Origin of the sequence: Yersinia enterocolitica (assembly GCA_002082245.2) — a bacterium.
GTDB classification, from domain to species: Bacteria; Pseudomonadota; Gammaproteobacteria; order Enterobacterales; family Enterobacteriaceae; genus Yersinia; species Yersinia enterocolitica_E.
The window spans coordinates 463,635-478,227 of record NBTC02000002.1; the positions used below are offsets into that span (position 1 = coordinate 463,635).

Below are 14,593 nucleotides of genomic sequence, written 5' to 3' on the forward strand. Positions count from 1 at the left end.
ACCCTCTATTCTTAACATTATCCCGACTGGGCCTTAACCGTTGTTTACATGGCGCTATGATAAGCTGTGTATCGCGCTAAACCTGAAGAGTAACTGTGTGAATCCCATCGTTAAACTGACCCATTGCCCTACCAGCATGGCCCGCATTGTTATGCTGGTGATCGGTATTATGTTGTTGTCCGGCTGTGGCAGCATTATCAGCCGCACGGTGCCGGGGCAGGGCCATGGGCATCAATACTATCCAGGCGTGCAATGGGATATGCGTGAGGGGCCATGGAAATATGTCACGGTGATAGACGTTCCTCTATCAATGATCGTTGATACCTTCATGCTGCCAATTGATGCGCGTCATGGCCCCTATGAGTAACATCATTCGCGGGTAGCAAACATCAGCAGTTGGTAGTGTTGTTGCTGGCAAATGAATTCAGTGATCGGCGTCATATGTAACCCTTTGACATGGGCTGCTAATGAGTGTGGATTGTCGTTGTTAACAAACGCAGCCCCCACATCAAAGTCATTGCGGGTATAGGTTTTAACGGCGGCAAACAGTTGACTCAATACCCCGTTGCCACGCCAGCGGCTATCAATACATACCGGCCCGTACAGAAATACCCGCAATTGTGCTAATGGCTGGCCTTGATACTGTTGATGGCTCATGGCTTCCAGCATGGCATCAACCACCGGTGGTCGTGGTTGTTTATGCGTGTGGGCCAAACAGACAAAGCCGGCGACTAGCCCATCATCAACTGCAACCAGAACCCCCAAATCCTGATTAATCGAATCCAGTTGCTTTTCATCCATTTGTGACACAATAAAACCCTGCTTTCGCTGCTCTGGACTTAAGTTTTCTGGGGTGTTTTGTCGCTGCAACTCTAATATAGCCGGGTAGTCTGCAGGTTGCGCAGGTCTTATTTTCATGTTTAATCTCTAGGTTCAAATGTGTTATCAGGAGAGAGTCGATGCCATCAAAAGCAGTGAGGTTACCCGATACCCACGTAAGTAAACCGCCGTCAGTATTACCGAAAACCTCGATAATGCGTGTTGCCAGACCCACAGATAATCTTAAATTAATCAGTGAGATGTACTGCCGTGGGCTAGGCTTTAGCCAACTGGGCCATTTTGCTGATCATCAGGGATTTGATGGTGTTATTCTCGGACATCCACATCACACTTACCATTTAGAGTTTACTCATCATCGCGGTGTTCGGGTAGGGGCGGCACCGACGCAGGACAACTTATTAGTATTTTATATACCGGATCAAGCGCAATGGGTTGTGCAGTGCCAGCAGATGGCGGCGGCAGGTTTTCGCGAGGTCACTGCTTATAATCCTTATTGGGATGTCAGCGGCAAAACGTTCGAAGATAGCGATGGTTATCGTGTGGTGTTACAGCAACAGGAATGGCAGTTGTAGAACAAAACCCGCCCCCAGGGCGGGTTTGTGTGAACCGAGGTTGCAGTGCATGCATCAGGCCGCTTGTTGGCCCTGAGTATTATTCATCAGCCGACGAATCGGTACGATAAGCAATATTAACACTGCCGCACAGATAACCAATGCAATTGAGCAACGGGCGAACAGTGTCGGCAGCATATCAAGCTGGTCAGCTTTAACATGTCCGCCAATCAGGCCTGCTGCCAGATTACCCAGAGAACTGGCGCAGAACCACAAGCCCATCACCTGGCCGCGCATTCTGTCTGGTGCAAGTAGGGTCATGGTGGCCAAACCGATCGGGCTAAGGCACAATTCACCCAGTGTCAGCAGTAGTATACTCATCACCAGCCACAGCGGTGAAACACCGGCACCACCACTGCTAAGCACATGCTGAGCGGCATACATCATCACAGCGAAACCGGCCGCTGCGCATAAAATACCGATGACAAATTTAGTGATACTGCTGGGTTGAATTTTCTTCTTCGCCAGGGCAGGCCAAGCCCAACTGAATACCGGTGCCAACAGAATAATAAACAGCGCATTTATTGATTGGAACCAGACTGTTGGGATCTCAAAGCCCATAACCATACGGTTAGTGTAATCATTGGCAAACAGATTGAATGAGGTTGGTTTCTGCTCGAAGGCTGACCAGAAGAACGCCGCAGACACTAACAGAATGAAGCACACCAATAGGCGAGCGCGATCTTTACGGCTCATATTGGCAAAGGCAAACAGATAAACGAAATAGAGTGTTACTGAGGCCGCAATAACATAGACCAATAAGCTGGCAATCAATACTGGGTTTATCGGGATAACCCCTTGTGATATCAGGGTAATCAGCACCGCCACTAGCACCATAATACCTGCAACCCACTTGCCAACCCCTTGACGCTGATTGGTCGGTTTATTCCAGCTTGAGTCTAGCCCGACCTCTGCGTCATAGCGTTTCATCGCTGGGATAGCAAAACCACGGAAAATAACCAGTGCGACCAGCATACCAATACCGCCGATACCAAAACCCCAGTGCCAGCCGTGGGATCGCAGCAACCAACCTGACAGTAGCGGCGCGATAAATGACCCCATATTGATACCCATATAGAACAGAGAGAAACCACCGTCGCGGCGGGCATCACCTGGCTTATACAGGGTGCCGACCATGACTGAGATACAGGTCTTGAACAGACCGGTACCCAGCACGATAAACACTAAACCGATAAAGAACATGTCATTGCCGAAGAACGCTGATAGCGCAATCGACAGATGACCCAGTGCAATCAGGATAGAACCATACCAGACTGCACGTTGCTGGCCGAGCCAGTTATCAGCCAGCCAGCCACCGGGTAATGCTGCCAGATACATGCTACCGGCAAAAATCCCGACGATAGCGGAGGCTTGCTCACGAGGCAGGCCCATACCACCGTCAAATACAGTGGCGGCCATAAACAGAATTAACAGTGGGCGGATGCCGTAGAACGAGAAACGCTCCCACATTTCAGAAAGAAACAGGCCGCTGAGCGGATAAGGATGGCCAAAGAACGTGCGGCCACCTTCGGAGTTAACAGAGGTTTGCATAAAGTCTTCCCATAGAATCGCCGTTAAAGTCGGGCGAATAAGCCATCATCGAATGTTCACCCCTTTGGCACTACGGCCAGTTATCAGGGTTAACACTCGTTACAGTAGAATTTAACGCAATAATAACGTCATTTTTTGCTGCCTATCGGGGTTATATCGTATTTTTAGATGAAAAGTCGATACACATCGCATTTATCAGGGTTATCTTTCTGACTTTGAGTGCATTTCACTACAAAAGATAGGGACTAAGTTTCATTATTTAATCTTATTATTAATATTATTTATCAATAAGTTAAATCAATAGGTTATGGCTATTTTGACATGAGAGAGTGCTGAAATAAAAAATTTTCGCATAAAAACACAATAAACAGCAACTTGGCGAGGGATTAACGTTTGATGGGGTCTTTGTCAGTGCATCTCAGGAGGATTCGGGCAGAAAAGAGCAGGAATATACGTGCTTTTGTTTAGGGACTTAGGATGGTTTATGCTGGTATCCGGCGGTTGGGTTACCCCTCTAATCTTTAGCTATCTTGCTGTTGTTGAACCTCACGCTGCCGTGCTTTTAAGGGCTGGCGCTGTAAACACCAGTAAGAATAGATCGCGTTAAATAGCACCACCAAGGCAGTTACACAGAATACAGCGCGGAAACCATAGCTGGCAGAAACCGCAGCCCCGAGTAGCGGGCCGCTGACATTACCGACATCACGAAACGATTGGTTATAACTGAAAATCCGGCCAGCCACTTGATTGGTGCAGTTATAAATCAGTAACGTCTGTACCGCAGGGAGCAATGCACCATCCGTTGCCCCCAACAAGAAGCGCAAAATACCCAATTGCAATGGAGTCTGCACGAAAGCCATCGGGATCAGGATAAGCACTGACAGAGCCAGCATGGCAATCAGAATGCGCTCTGGGCCGATTCTATCACCCAGTTTTCCTAATCTCGGCGCGCTCATCAATGCAGCAACCCCTGGGACTGACGCAATCATGCCGCTGACGAAAGCCAAATTATGAATATCACCGGCCAGTTCGCGCACATACAGCGTCAAGATCGGCGCAATTGAGCCAGTAGCAATCTGGATTATCATGGTGGTGACAAACAGGCTCAGGATTAACTTTGGGTTCTTCAGGGAGTTAAATACTTGCCGCCCGTTAAGCATGTCTTTTTTCAGTACCGGTGCAAACTGCTCCCTGACATACAGCCAGGTTAGAGCAAAACAGAGCAACAACACCGCCGCGGTAATAAAGAATACCGGTCTCAGGCCATAGTTATCCGCTAACAACCCGCCGATCAGTGGCCCGATTAATGCACCGCTCACTCCACCGGTTGAGAGCGTCCCCAAAGCCCAGCCACTCTTGTTGCGCGGTACTTGAGTGGCGATCAGTGCATTGGCATTTGGAATAAAACCACCCAATAGTCCCAGCAGTGCACGTAATGCCAGAAACTGCCAGATATTCTGTGCCATACCCATTAAAACCATCACGATCCCCATGCCTAACGCTGAGCGTAATAGCATGATTTTCCGCCCTTTACGATCAGCCAGGCTCCCCCAGAAGGGGGCGGCAATGGCAGAAAACAGAAAAGTAATACTGAATACCAGACCGGACCACATATTCAATGACTGGTGACCGCTCACGCCTAACTCCTCCACATACAATGGCAAGAATGGCATGATCAAACTAAATGCAGCACCGGTTAGAAAACAGCCTAACCAGGTGACAAATAGGTTTCTTTTCCAGTTAACAGGTTGTGGCGCCGAGGTCATAAATTACCGATTAAGCAAGTGATTGCTTTGCGTCTCTTTATTCGTCAGTAGGGCGTTTGAAGGGGCGGCAAAGCACGAGAAGCAGATACTTAGCCTGATAAGTATGCGCTCATAGTGCAGCGACATCAATGAGATAAATATTAGTTTTTATAAAATGGAAAGGTGGTTTGAAATGGATGGATATGCTTATTCTATTTGGTAATAACACAGAAGTTGTGGCATTAGCATGATGTTACAGCTGGCACAGAAAACAGGAAAAACCACCCCGCCAAAGGCGAAGTGGTTAGTCTGATATTTGTTATTTAGCGCCAGTGATTAGCGGTAAGCTTCATTTTTAGTCACGGAATAACGGCCACTACCCAGTAGCATGATAGCGACACCACCGAGGAAATACATAGCTTCGTTTTCCAAACCCCAAGCACCGACTTGGGTCAGGGTAAAGAATTTCCCCGTACCGACCATTAATACTGCAACCAGCAGGTTAACGGCGTAAACGAACGCCGCAGGGCGGGTAAACAGACCAAGAATAATCAGGATCGGGGTGACAATTTCGCCGATGTAAACGCCATAGGCGACAAAACTGGGGATGCCTTGCGCCTGTAAAGACGCGGCTATCCAACTTGTGCCATGCTGAATTTTGGCGACACCATGAAATAACATCAAGACACCGAACGTTAGGCGTAATAATAGTTTGCCGCCGTTAGGATGGTCTGTTAATCGAGTGAACCAGAGATTAAGTGTTGCGAGCATATATATCCTTATTAAAAAAGAAAATAACCGGATAATAACTAAGATTAATTACTCTCAGTATCGTCAGATAAATCTTATTTGCCTAGCGGATAAATCTGACGAAGTGTATCAAAAAAATTGATATAAATTAATTCTCATTACCATTAGCAATATTCTATTTCTGAATAAGTCATGCTATTCATACAATGAAGGCGCGCCTTCTGGCCGGGTCTTAAAACGCCGGTGTAGCCACATATATTGGTCTGTGGCTTGGGCAATCTCTTTTTCGATCACTTTATTCATAAACGCGGCCGCCGCCACTTCATTATCTAACGGGAAGTTCTCTACCGCGGGTTGCAACAGCAGTTGATAACCTTTGCCATTAGGTAAACGACGCGGCGTGAAAGGAATAATTGCCGGTTTACCCATACGTACCAGCAGGTAAGTCCCAGTGGTGGTTGCCGCTTGATCGACAGCGAACAAGGGCACAAATACGCTGCTGCGCGGACCGTAATCATGATCCGGCGCATACCAGATAATTTCGCCTTGTTTTAGGCTGCGGATCATTCCTTTCAGATCTTTGCGGTCTAACATGGCTTTATTTGAACGCATCCGGCCCCAAGTCTGCATCCAGTCCATGGCTTTATTATCATGCGGGCGATAGACACCGATGCCCGGATTGTAGATACCGAAGATGCGGGCACCCAGTTCCAGCGTAAGAAAATGCAAGCCGATCAATAAAACCCCTTTGCCTTCCTCTCGTGCTTGTTGAATGTGTTCTAGGCCACTAACGCTACACCAGCGCTCAATGCGCCAGTTCGGCCAAAACCAAGCCATGCCTGTTTCAAATAACCCCATCCCTACTGATTCAAAGTTCTTAACCAGCAGTTCATCGCGTTCAGCCTGTGGCATATCAGGAAAGCACAACTCGAGATTACGCTGTGTTATCCGTTTACGCCGTTTGAGAAAACGCATAGAAAAGCGGCCAAGGGAGGTGCCCAGGACATAGATAACTGGGTAGGGGAGCAACACCAATAGGTAGAGGATACCGAGGCCAAGCCAGGTCAGCCAATAACGAGGGTGTAGCAGTGAGCGTTCAAAAGAAGGAACTTGCATATCTGTTCTCTGCGTTATTGTAATTCAGTCGGACAGTTAACTATTTACTCTTGATAGCGGATATGTGGTTCTTTAGCGAACCTCAATAGGCAGTTGCCGGTCATCCATACCAACGTATTCATCTGTCATTTAAGGTAGCCTATTGTGACATTTTTAGTGGCTTACAGGAAAACAGACCGCACCAAAAAGCCATTTTTATGCCTTTCGGTTGAAGTTCCCGCCGATTAAATCACCTATCTGATGGTTAAATAACCATGATTGAATTTGGCTATTTGAACGGATTCAGTAAGCTGACTAACTCAGCCAGACTGTTAACTGCCATCTTTTCCATCACTTTAGCCCGATGCACTTCTACGGTTCTGACAGACACACAAGCTTTGTCGGCGATATCCCGATTAATCAAACCCTGCATAACCCATTGCGCAATCATCTGTTCCCGTGGCGTCAGCGAGGCATAACGCAGTTGTACCTGTCGGCGGGCTGTCAACTGCTCTGTGTGCTGGAAGCCCTGTTGTAAGGCGGTAATCAGCGGCGCAGTCGCGACTGGTTTTTGTAAGAAATCAACCGCCCCCAGTTTCATCTGCTCAACCGCCTGCGGCACTTCTCCATGGGCGGTAAGGAATATGACGGCCAGCGTGCTGCCTCGCTGGCGCATCTGGTTATAGACTTGCGTACCATCTAGCAGCGGCATACGAATATCGAGCAGTAATACACCAGATTGATATAAATCAGCCTGGGCCAGGAAACGCTCACCGTCATGCCATACCTTCACTTTGTAATCCAAGCTTTCCAGCAAAAAACGGCAAGCGTCGGTGACGGCAATATCGTCATCAAGTAGATGAATCAGTGACAAGAGTAAGCTCCTCGCTTGGGTTAAGTGGCAGTGTCAGGGTAACGCGTAGTCCAATCTTATCATTGGCGGCCATGTGGTTAAGTAGTGCCAGATTTCCGCCCTGGCGACAGATTAATCGCTGGCAAATGACCAGGCCGAGACCGAGGCCATCACTTTTGGTGGAACGGAATGGGGTCAAAGGCTGGTTGAGCTGTTCGGCCGTCAGGCCACCGGCATCATCTTGCAAAATTAATATTGCCACATCGGCTTGCTGATAAGCACTGAACCATAACTGGTGGGCACCGGCCTGCAAACTGTTAGTGATCAGATTACACAAGACCTGATCGAGCAGCGTGGGCGGTAAATGCAGCGCTAATGATGCCTCGATATCAGTGTGCAACGTGCAACACGGCGCTGGATTGGTGGCTGCCAGTAACTGCCAGAGGTGATTAACCAAGGCAGGTAATGGTTGGCAGGCGGCAGAGCTGTTCATGGCCGGCTGTTTTCCTGCCCACAGCCGTAAGTTAGCAATGGTATCAGCCCCGCGTTGGGCCTGATGACTGATTTGACTCAAAATGGGCAGTAATGAGTGATCAGCCTGTTCCCGTTGCAGGCGAATAGCGCAGCCATCGGCGTAATGCTGAATAGCGCTGAGCGGCTGATTTAGTTCATGAGCAAATCCCGCGGCCATCTCACCGAGAATACTCAGGCGCTGAGCTTGTTCCAACGCACTTTCCCTAGCCCTAAGTTGCTGGTGAAGTTGCTCCAATTGCTGGCTGCGACGACGCACCAGAAACGCCACCCAGATATGATTGGCCGCGAGCAATAACAGAATCACCGCGATGGCGACGATCAACAGCCGATGTTGTTGTGCCCAATCAAGAGTCTGTTGCCAGAACTGCGGCTGTTGGGGATGTTGATTAATTGAACGTAATAAACTTTCGACCTGACTGGTGGAGGAGGGGGCACCCCATTGTGGTGTTTTGTCCCCATCGGGGCTGAGCAAAATCCGCGTAACATTATCGGCTAATTCATCCGGTACCTGTGATAACGCGGCAAACGACCAATTTGGGTATAACTCGCTGCTGCTCAGGCATGGAATGGCGGTTCTCTTCGCCAATAGCGGCTTAAAGTCAGCGGTATGCGCTAATCCTTCTGCCTGCATATCTTCCAGCAGGCAGGTGGGCACAATAGCCGCGGAGATAGCGCGATCACGCAGTAGATAAATTAACGCATCCACCGGGAAGCCAGAAAAATGCAATTGAAAATCCCGTTCTGGTTGCAGCCCCGCATCGCGTAGCACTTTGTATCCCAACAAGTAACCGCCAAAGGCATCGGGAGAGACGGCACCAACACGTTTGCCAATCAATCCTTGGGGATTATGGATATCACTGTCAGCGCGTACCAGAATAACACTACCGATCACATTGCGGCTGGTGCTGTCTGGCTCATGATTGGAGCGCAAAGAGACCAACCAACGCAGAGGATAGTGGTTATCAATTTGCACATATTGCGCTGGATTGGTCAGCAGAAAATCAACTCGGTTCTGCTGCACCGCACTTTTCATCGCATTTAAATCCAAGGGTAATAACTGAAAGTGCTGCCCAGGCAAGTGCTGATTAAGGCGATCGGCCAACGGTTGCCAATGTGCTTGCGCCTGAGCATCACCGCGTAATGCCAGCACGCCAATGGTCCAATCATTGGCATGGGCGGTTGAAAACCACCAAAACAGCACTATCACCAGCCCTCTGAAACTCATGCATGTTCCTTTTTATGATCCCCGTCGCAGTGCGCAATTGTCCTGGATCAAGTCCTTAAAGGGAATGTGGAAAACCACAATAGGGCTTCTGCTCGTCGATTTCTACAATCCTTGAATTAAGAGCATTGTTATTAAGCAGATGAGAAGAAAAATGGATCAAGGAAAAAGAGCATTTCTACAGCGGCTCGGGGGCTTAACTGCTGGCGCAGCATTGGTACCATTGGCGGATGCGGGCTGGCGGATGGAACCGGCACGCAAACAAGGTGATATCAAACGGCGCTACGCCATGTTGATTGATTTGCGCCGCTGTATTGGTTGCCAGGCATGTACTGTCAGTTGCGCGATTGAAAACCAACTGCCACAAGGCCAGTTCCGTACCACAGTTAATCAGTATCAAATTGCCCTGTCTGGGGCAGAAAGTGTCACCAATGTATTGCTACCCCGCCTGTGTAACCACTGCGATAACCCGCCTTGCGTGCCAGTCTGTCCGGTACAGGCCACTTATCAGCGTCAAGATGGCATTGTGGTGGTCGATAATACCCGTTGTGTTGGTTGTGCATACTGTGTTCAGGCCTGCCCGTATGAAGCTCGTTTTATCAATCACAGTACCCAAACTGCGGACAAGTGTACTTTTTGTGTTCATCGTCTGGATGTTGGATTGCTGCCTGCCTGTGTGGAGTCTTGTGTCGGCGGGGCGCGGATTATCGGTGATTTACGCGATGGCAACAGTATATTGCGCCAAATGCTGCTAGAACATGCCGCTGACATTAAAGTGCTGAAACCGGAGCAAGGCACTCACCCTCAAGTGTTTTACCTCGGGCTAAATGACATTTTCACCCGACCATTGCAGGGCCAACCCGCGCTCTGGCAGGAGGTACACCCATGATCCGTGAAATTTTAGCTCGCCCACAAGATATCGCCTGGTTGCCTTGGGCGGTGCAGTATTTCTTTTTTATCGGGCTGGCTTGTAGTGGCGTGTTGTTTGCCTGCTGGCAACGGATGTTCTCTCGCCATCAGCAGAATCCATTGGAGTTTGCTGCACTGATGTTGGCGGTGACTGCGGTGGTGGTTGCGCCATTGGCGCTCAATGCGGACCTACATCAACCGGCCCGCGTCTGGCACTTCTATGCCCACTTTACGCCGTGGTCGTGGATGTCATGGGGATCTCTTTTCTTACCCTTGTTTACCCTGCTGGTGTTGTCCTATTTTCTGGCGCTGACCTACAGCCGATTGCGGGCAAAACCATTAGCGCGATTATTGACAGGATTAGCCGGACTCTGTGCGTTTTCTGCTATCACTATTTTGCTCTATACCGGCCGCGAGGTGTCAATCCTGCGCGCCCAACCCCTGTGGTTTAGTTTATGGTTGCCACTGTTTATCTTCCTGACTGCCTGGCAGACGATCCCGCCTTTACTGGCTACCTGGCTATGGCGTGAGCCGCACTATCAGGTGTCATTGGCGCGCTGGCAACCCATCAATTTAATGATGCTGGCGTTGGTTACTGTGCTGTGGGCCAGTGGTGATAATGCCTCGGCACAGGCTCTGCGCTACTGGGCTATGCATGCCCAGACTTTGGCAGCATTTCCTGTGGTGCTGTGGCTATTGCTTTTGGCAATGGCGCTGTTCAACAGGAAAAAAACCTTATCAAGCGGGATGGTAGTGGCTCAGGCACTGGCAGCCCTGACGTTGTGTTGGTCGGTACGTTGGCTATTGCTGATGCATACTCAAACGTTGCCTAAATACAATGTGTTAACCAATCCCTATTCGTTGCCGCTGGGGAGTGAAGGATTGCTGGCCGTGGTGGGTACATGCGGATTATGGATAGCGGTGATTATTGCTATCCGTGAAGGTGTCAGATGGCTTGAACAACAATTCTCAAGTGAAAAAATAGTCTCAAGTGAAAAAACAGTTTCAGGCGAGAAAACAGTGAAAGGAGAAATGCATCATGGCTAAGTCTACACGGCGTCAATGGTTAAAAGGCAGTTTAGCCTTGGGGGGCGTGGTTGCATTTGCTGCCAGTTATCATGCTGTGGCACGCAAAACATTGGCTGGCCTGATTGATGGTAGTGCCGGAAAGCTTACACTCGATCCTGTTAGTGCCAACGCATTAGCACCAGAAGGACGTATTGGGCAGCAGTGGCAGGCCAATCCGCAACAAGCGGTTTCAATGACACAATGTTTTGGTTGTTGGACCTTGTGTGGCTTACGGGTGCGAGTCGATACCCAGCACAATAAAATCCTGCGCATCGCCGGTAACCCTTATCATCCGTTGTCTCATGACCACCATTTTCCGTATCAGTTACCACTAAGTGAAGCGCTGCAACGTTTAGGTGGAGAGTCAGGCATGGCCGGGCGTTCAACGGCTTGCGCGCGCGGCGCGACGCTATTAGAAGGGGTCGATAGCCCTTATCGTATTACCGAGCCAATGAAGCGCACCGGGCCACGGGGCAGTGGCAAATGGCAGCGTATCAGCTTTGAGCAATTGGTGGCGGAAGTGACCGAAGGCGGTGATCTCTTTGGCGAGGGGCCGGTTGAAGGGTTGCGGGCTATCCGTGATCTGATTACCCCCATTGATACTCAGCAGCCCTCATTGGGGCCGAAAGCCAATCAGTTACTAGTGACTAACGCCGGTGATGATGGGCGCGATGCTTTTATCCGACGTTTTGCTCATCAAGCGTTCGGCACTAAAAATCTCGGTAGCCACGGGGCATATTGTGGTTTGGCGTATCGTGCCGGTTCAGGTGCGTTGATGGGGGATTTAGATAAAAATGCCCATGTTAAGCCTGATTGGGATAACGTCCGTTTTGCCCTATTTTTGGGGACGTCGCCTGCGCAATCTGGCAACCCATTTAAGCGGCAAGGGCGTCAGCTAGCCAATGCTCGCCAGCGTGATGATTTCAATTATGTGGTGGTCGCCCCCGCGCTGCCACTGACAACCACATTGGCTAATCAGCATAACCGCTGGGTTCCGGTGTTGCCGGGGACGGATGCGGCACTGGCAATGGGGATGATTCGTTGGATTATCGAACAGAATCGTTTTAACCACGCTTATTTGTCCGTTCCTGGTGAGGTTGCCATGCAAGCGGCGGGTGAGCGCAGTTGGACCAATGCCAGCCATCTGGTGATAACCACTGAAACCCATCCCTTGGCAGGCCAGTTCCTACGTGCCAGCCAGCTAAGTGGTGAGTCAGTGGCCGAAGCTGAAGAGAGTCCGGTATTAGTGCAAGTGGTTGACGGTACATTGCAGCCTGCTGCATTAGCATTACACGCTCAATTGTTTGTCACGCGCGATGTCACCTTACATGATGGTCAAATTGTGCAGGTGCAATCAGGTATGGCGTGTTTGCGGCAAGCGGCAGAGCGTTTTACTCTGGAAGAATACAGCCAGCAATGCGGCGTCCCAGCAGAGACGATGGTTGGTTTGGCGAAAGAGTTTACGGCTTACCAGCGTCAGGCTGCGGTTATCTCCCATGGTGGCATGATGGGGGGTAACGGTTTTTATACCACCTGGGCGGTCATGATGCTCAATGCCCTGATTGGTAATTTGAATCTTAAGGGTGGAGTTTCGGTTGGGGGGGGTAAGTTTGATGGTTTTGCTGATGGTCCTCGCTATCAGTTAGCTACTTTCGCTGGAATGATAAAACCAAAAGGCTTACCGCTATCGCGCAGCAAGCAGCCCTATGAACAATCGCAAGAGTATCAGCAAAAGATTCAGCAGGGTCAGCCTGGCTATCCGGCCCGTGGCCCATGGTATCCCTTTGTCGGTGGGCAATTGACCGAACAATTGGCACCGGCATTGGCGGGTTATCCCTATCCGCTTAAGGCATGGATTAGCCATATGACTAATCCGCTGTACGGGGTCGCGGGGCTGCGCAACTTGATTGAGGCGAAACTACAAGATCCACGTCAATTGCCGCTGTTTATTGCCATTGATGCTTTTATGAATGAAACCACCGCATTGGCGGATTATATCGTACCGGATACCCATAATTTTGAGAGTTGGGGATTCAGTGCGCCCTGGGCCGGGGTACTGGTCAAAGCCAGCACTGCCCGCTGGCCCGTGGTGACATCACGTACTGTCCGCACGGCTCAAGGCGAGCCTGTGGCCATGGAGAGCTTCCTGATTGCAGTGGCCAAGGCATTGCAATTACCGGGGTTCGGTGCCAATGCGATGCAGGACAGCCAGGGAAACAATTTGTCGCTGGAGCGGGCCGAGGATTACTATTTACGGGCCGCGGCCAATATTGCTTATGGCGGTGAAAAACCACTGCCACCAGCCTCGGATGAAGAACTGAAATTAACCGGCGTCGATCGCTTATGGCCCGACTTACAACGCAGTCTGCATATTGATGAGCAGCGCCGAGTGGCTTACCTGTTGGCGCGTGGTGGGCGTTTTGCGCCTTATGAGAAAAGTTGGAATGGCGATGCCACCGGGCCGCAGTGGAAAAAGCCACTGCAAATCTGGAACGAAAATGTCGCGCAACATCACCATGCGATAACCGGCGAGCGTTATAGCGGCTGTCCGACTTGGTATCCACCTCGTCTGGCCGATGGTTCCGATGTCTTTACCCATTATCCGGCAACTGACTGGCCTTTGCGCTTGATGTCCTTCAAGTCTCATCTCATGAGCAGTTCTACTGCGATGATTGAGCGCTTACGCGCGGTCAAACCCACCAATTTGGTGGCGATTAATCCAACCGATGCTCAGCGCTACGGGATACAGCACGGTGACAGTGTACGCCTGATGACCCCCGGTGGTCAGATGAAGGTACAGGTAAGTTTATTGGATGGTGTTATGCCTGGTGTGGTTGCTATTGAACATGGTTATGGACATCGCGAGATGGGTGCCAGAACACATTCGTTGGATGGTGTGATCATGGCGTCAGACCCGCGTATCGGTCAGGGGAGCAATCTGAATGACTTGGGGTTTACTGATCCAACGCGAGAAGTCCCCAATACCTGGCTAGATTGGGTCAGTGGTGCCGCGGTTCGGCAAGGGCTACCAGCCAGATTGGAAGTGATTAGCTAGCAGGCTATCAATTTTGACTTAAATCCCTCTCAATTGAAGAGGGATTTTTATTTCTACGTTATGATATTCCCGATGTATAAATGAGTTTCATTCATTCTTATCGGAGAGCCGTCGATGGCAGTAGCAAGACTCAGTGCGGGTTTATTGGTCGTCGGTGGCATATTGGGTTATATGGGGGCTTACTGGCAAACCCTCTCTTTGCTGATTGCTGCCGGAATTGCCTTACTCACTGGGATCGTTCTTTCCGCTTTTACTGATAGTGATTACCGCTAAAGATGTTCCGCAGTAATGTTTCAGGTATTATATGCGCCGCACGGCTGTCCCGTGGTGAAACATCAGTTCTATTGTACAATGAATTAA

Annotated in this window: 12 protein-coding genes; 5 read left to right on the forward strand and 7 right to left on the reverse strand. The window is 49.9% G+C overall.

Annotated features, from left to right (window positions below; genetic code table 11):
- Window positions 1–136 precede the first annotated feature (136 nt).
- Window positions 137–367, forward strand: a complete 231-nt coding sequence (locus A6J66_003395) for a YceK/YidQ family lipoprotein (GenBank protein ID PNM26878.1) — start codon at window positions 137–139, stop codon at window positions 365–367.
- A 2-nt stretch (window positions 368–369) separates the two neighbouring features.
- Here A6J66_003395 and A6J66_003400 read toward each other — a convergent pair whose 3' ends face one another.
- The gene (locus A6J66_003400) at window positions 370–918 is read right to left on the reverse strand and encodes an N-acetyltransferase (GenBank protein PNM23323.1); all 549 of its coding nucleotides are present in this window, start codon (window positions 916–918) and stop codon (window positions 370–372) included.
- 41 nt (window positions 919–959) lie between these two features.
- On the opposite strand from A6J66_003400, the gene A6J66_003405 reads away from it, so the two are divergent.
- On the forward strand, window positions 960–1,412 hold the full coding sequence (locus tag A6J66_003405) for a glyoxalase (GenBank protein ID PNM23324.1): 453 nt from the start codon (window positions 960–962) through the stop codon (window positions 1,410–1,412).
- Between the two features lie 54 nt (window positions 1,413–1,466).
- Here the strand turns inward: A6J66_003405 and A6J66_003410 are convergent, their stop codons facing one another.
- The 6 genes from A6J66_003410 to A6J66_003435 form a co-directional block, all read right to left on the reverse strand.
- A complete protein-coding gene (locus A6J66_003410) occupies window positions 1,467–3,002 on the reverse strand; it encodes an MFS transporter (GenBank protein ID PNM23325.1) in 1,536 nt (511 codons plus the stop codon).
- 521 nt (window positions 3,003–3,523) lie between these two features.
- A complete protein-coding gene (locus tag A6J66_003415; protein PNM23326.1) occupies window positions 3,524–4,768 on the reverse strand; it encodes a multidrug transporter MdtG in 1,245 nt (414 codons plus the stop codon).
- Window positions 4,769–5,083: 315 nt separating this feature from the next.
- Window positions 5,084–5,518, reverse strand: a complete 435-nt coding sequence (locus A6J66_003420) for a DoxX family protein (GenBank protein PNM23327.1) — start codon at window positions 5,516–5,518, stop codon at window positions 5,084–5,086.
- 174 nt (window positions 5,519–5,692) lie between these two features.
- Window positions 5,693–6,613 (reverse strand): lipid A biosynthesis lauroyl acyltransferase, encoded by a 921-nt coding sequence (locus tag A6J66_003425; GenBank protein PNM23328.1) that lies wholly within the window; start codon window positions 6,611–6,613, stop codon window positions 5,693–5,695.
- 268 nt (window positions 6,614–6,881) lie between these two features.
- Window positions 6,882–7,466, reverse strand: coding sequence for a DNA-binding response regulator (locus A6J66_003430; GenBank protein PNM23329.1), 585 nt, complete (start codon window positions 7,464–7,466; stop codon window positions 6,882–6,884).
- The gene (locus A6J66_003435; GenBank protein ID PNM23330.1) at window positions 7,444–9,204 is read right to left on the reverse strand and encodes a sensor histidine kinase; all 1,761 of its coding nucleotides are present in this window, start codon (window positions 9,202–9,204) and stop codon (window positions 7,444–7,446) included. Before A6J66_003435 ends, A6J66_003430 begins: the two co-directional genes overlap by 23 nt.
- A 151-nt stretch (window positions 9,205–9,355) precedes the next feature.
- Between A6J66_003435 and A6J66_003440 the strand changes: the two genes are divergently transcribed.
- From A6J66_003440 to A6J66_003450, 3 genes are read left to right on the forward strand one after another with little or no spacing between them, the layout of a single operon-like run.
- Window positions 9,356–10,090 carry a tetrathionate reductase subunit TtrB gene (locus A6J66_003440; GenBank protein ID PNM23331.1) on the forward strand — a complete coding sequence of 245 codons (735 nt, stop codon included), beginning with the start codon at window positions 9,356–9,358 and terminating at the stop codon, window positions 10,088–10,090.
- Entirely contained in the window at window positions 10,087–11,157 is a 1,071-nt protein-coding gene (locus A6J66_003445; protein PNM23332.1) for a tetrathionate reductase subunit TtrC, read from the forward strand. Before A6J66_003440 ends, A6J66_003445 begins: the two co-directional genes overlap by 4 nt.
- Entirely contained in the window at window positions 11,150–14,233 is a 3,084-nt protein-coding gene (locus A6J66_003450) for a tetrathionate reductase subunit TtrA (protein PNM23333.1), read from the forward strand. The genes A6J66_003445 and A6J66_003450 overlap by 8 nt, the downstream gene beginning before the upstream one ends.
- Window positions 14,234–14,593 lie beyond the last annotated feature (360 nt).

Coding starts and splice junctions, on each gene's coding strand:
- A6J66_003395 (PNM26878.1), top strand. CDS start 137: ATGGCCCGCATTGTTATGCTGGTGATCGGTATTATGTTGTTGTCCGGC.
- A6J66_003410 (PNM23325.1), bottom strand. CDS start 3,002: ATGCAAACCTCTGTTAACTCCGAAGGTGGCCGCACGTTCTTTGGCCAT.
- A6J66_003425 (PNM23328.1), bottom strand. CDS start 6,613: ATGCAAGTTCCTTCTTTTGAACGCTCACTGCTACACCCTCGTTATTGG.
- A6J66_003415 (PNM23326.1), bottom strand. CDS start 4,768: ATGACCTCGGCGCCACAACCTGTTAACTGGAAAAGAAACCTATTTGTC.
- A6J66_003450 (PNM23333.1), top strand. CDS start 11,150: ATGGCTAAGTCTACACGGCGTCAATGGTTAAAAGGCAGTTTAGCCTTG.
- A6J66_003400 (PNM23323.1), bottom strand. CDS start 918: ATGAAAATAAGACCTGCGCAACCTGCAGACTACCCGGCTATATTAGAG.
- A6J66_003420 (PNM23327.1), bottom strand. CDS start 5,518: ATGCTCGCAACACTTAATCTCTGGTTCACTCGATTAACAGACCATCCT.
- A6J66_003440 (PNM23331.1), top strand. CDS start 9,356: ATGGATCAAGGAAAAAGAGCATTTCTACAGCGGCTCGGGGGCTTAACT.
- A6J66_003445 (PNM23332.1), top strand. CDS start 10,087: ATGATCCGTGAAATTTTAGCTCGCCCACAAGATATCGCCTGGTTGCCT.
- A6J66_003435 (PNM23330.1), bottom strand. CDS start 9,204: ATGAGTTTCAGAGGGCTGGTGATAGTGCTGTTTTGGTGGTTTTCAACC.
- A6J66_003405 (PNM23324.1), top strand. CDS start 960: ATGCCATCAAAAGCAGTGAGGTTACCCGATACCCACGTAAGTAAACCG.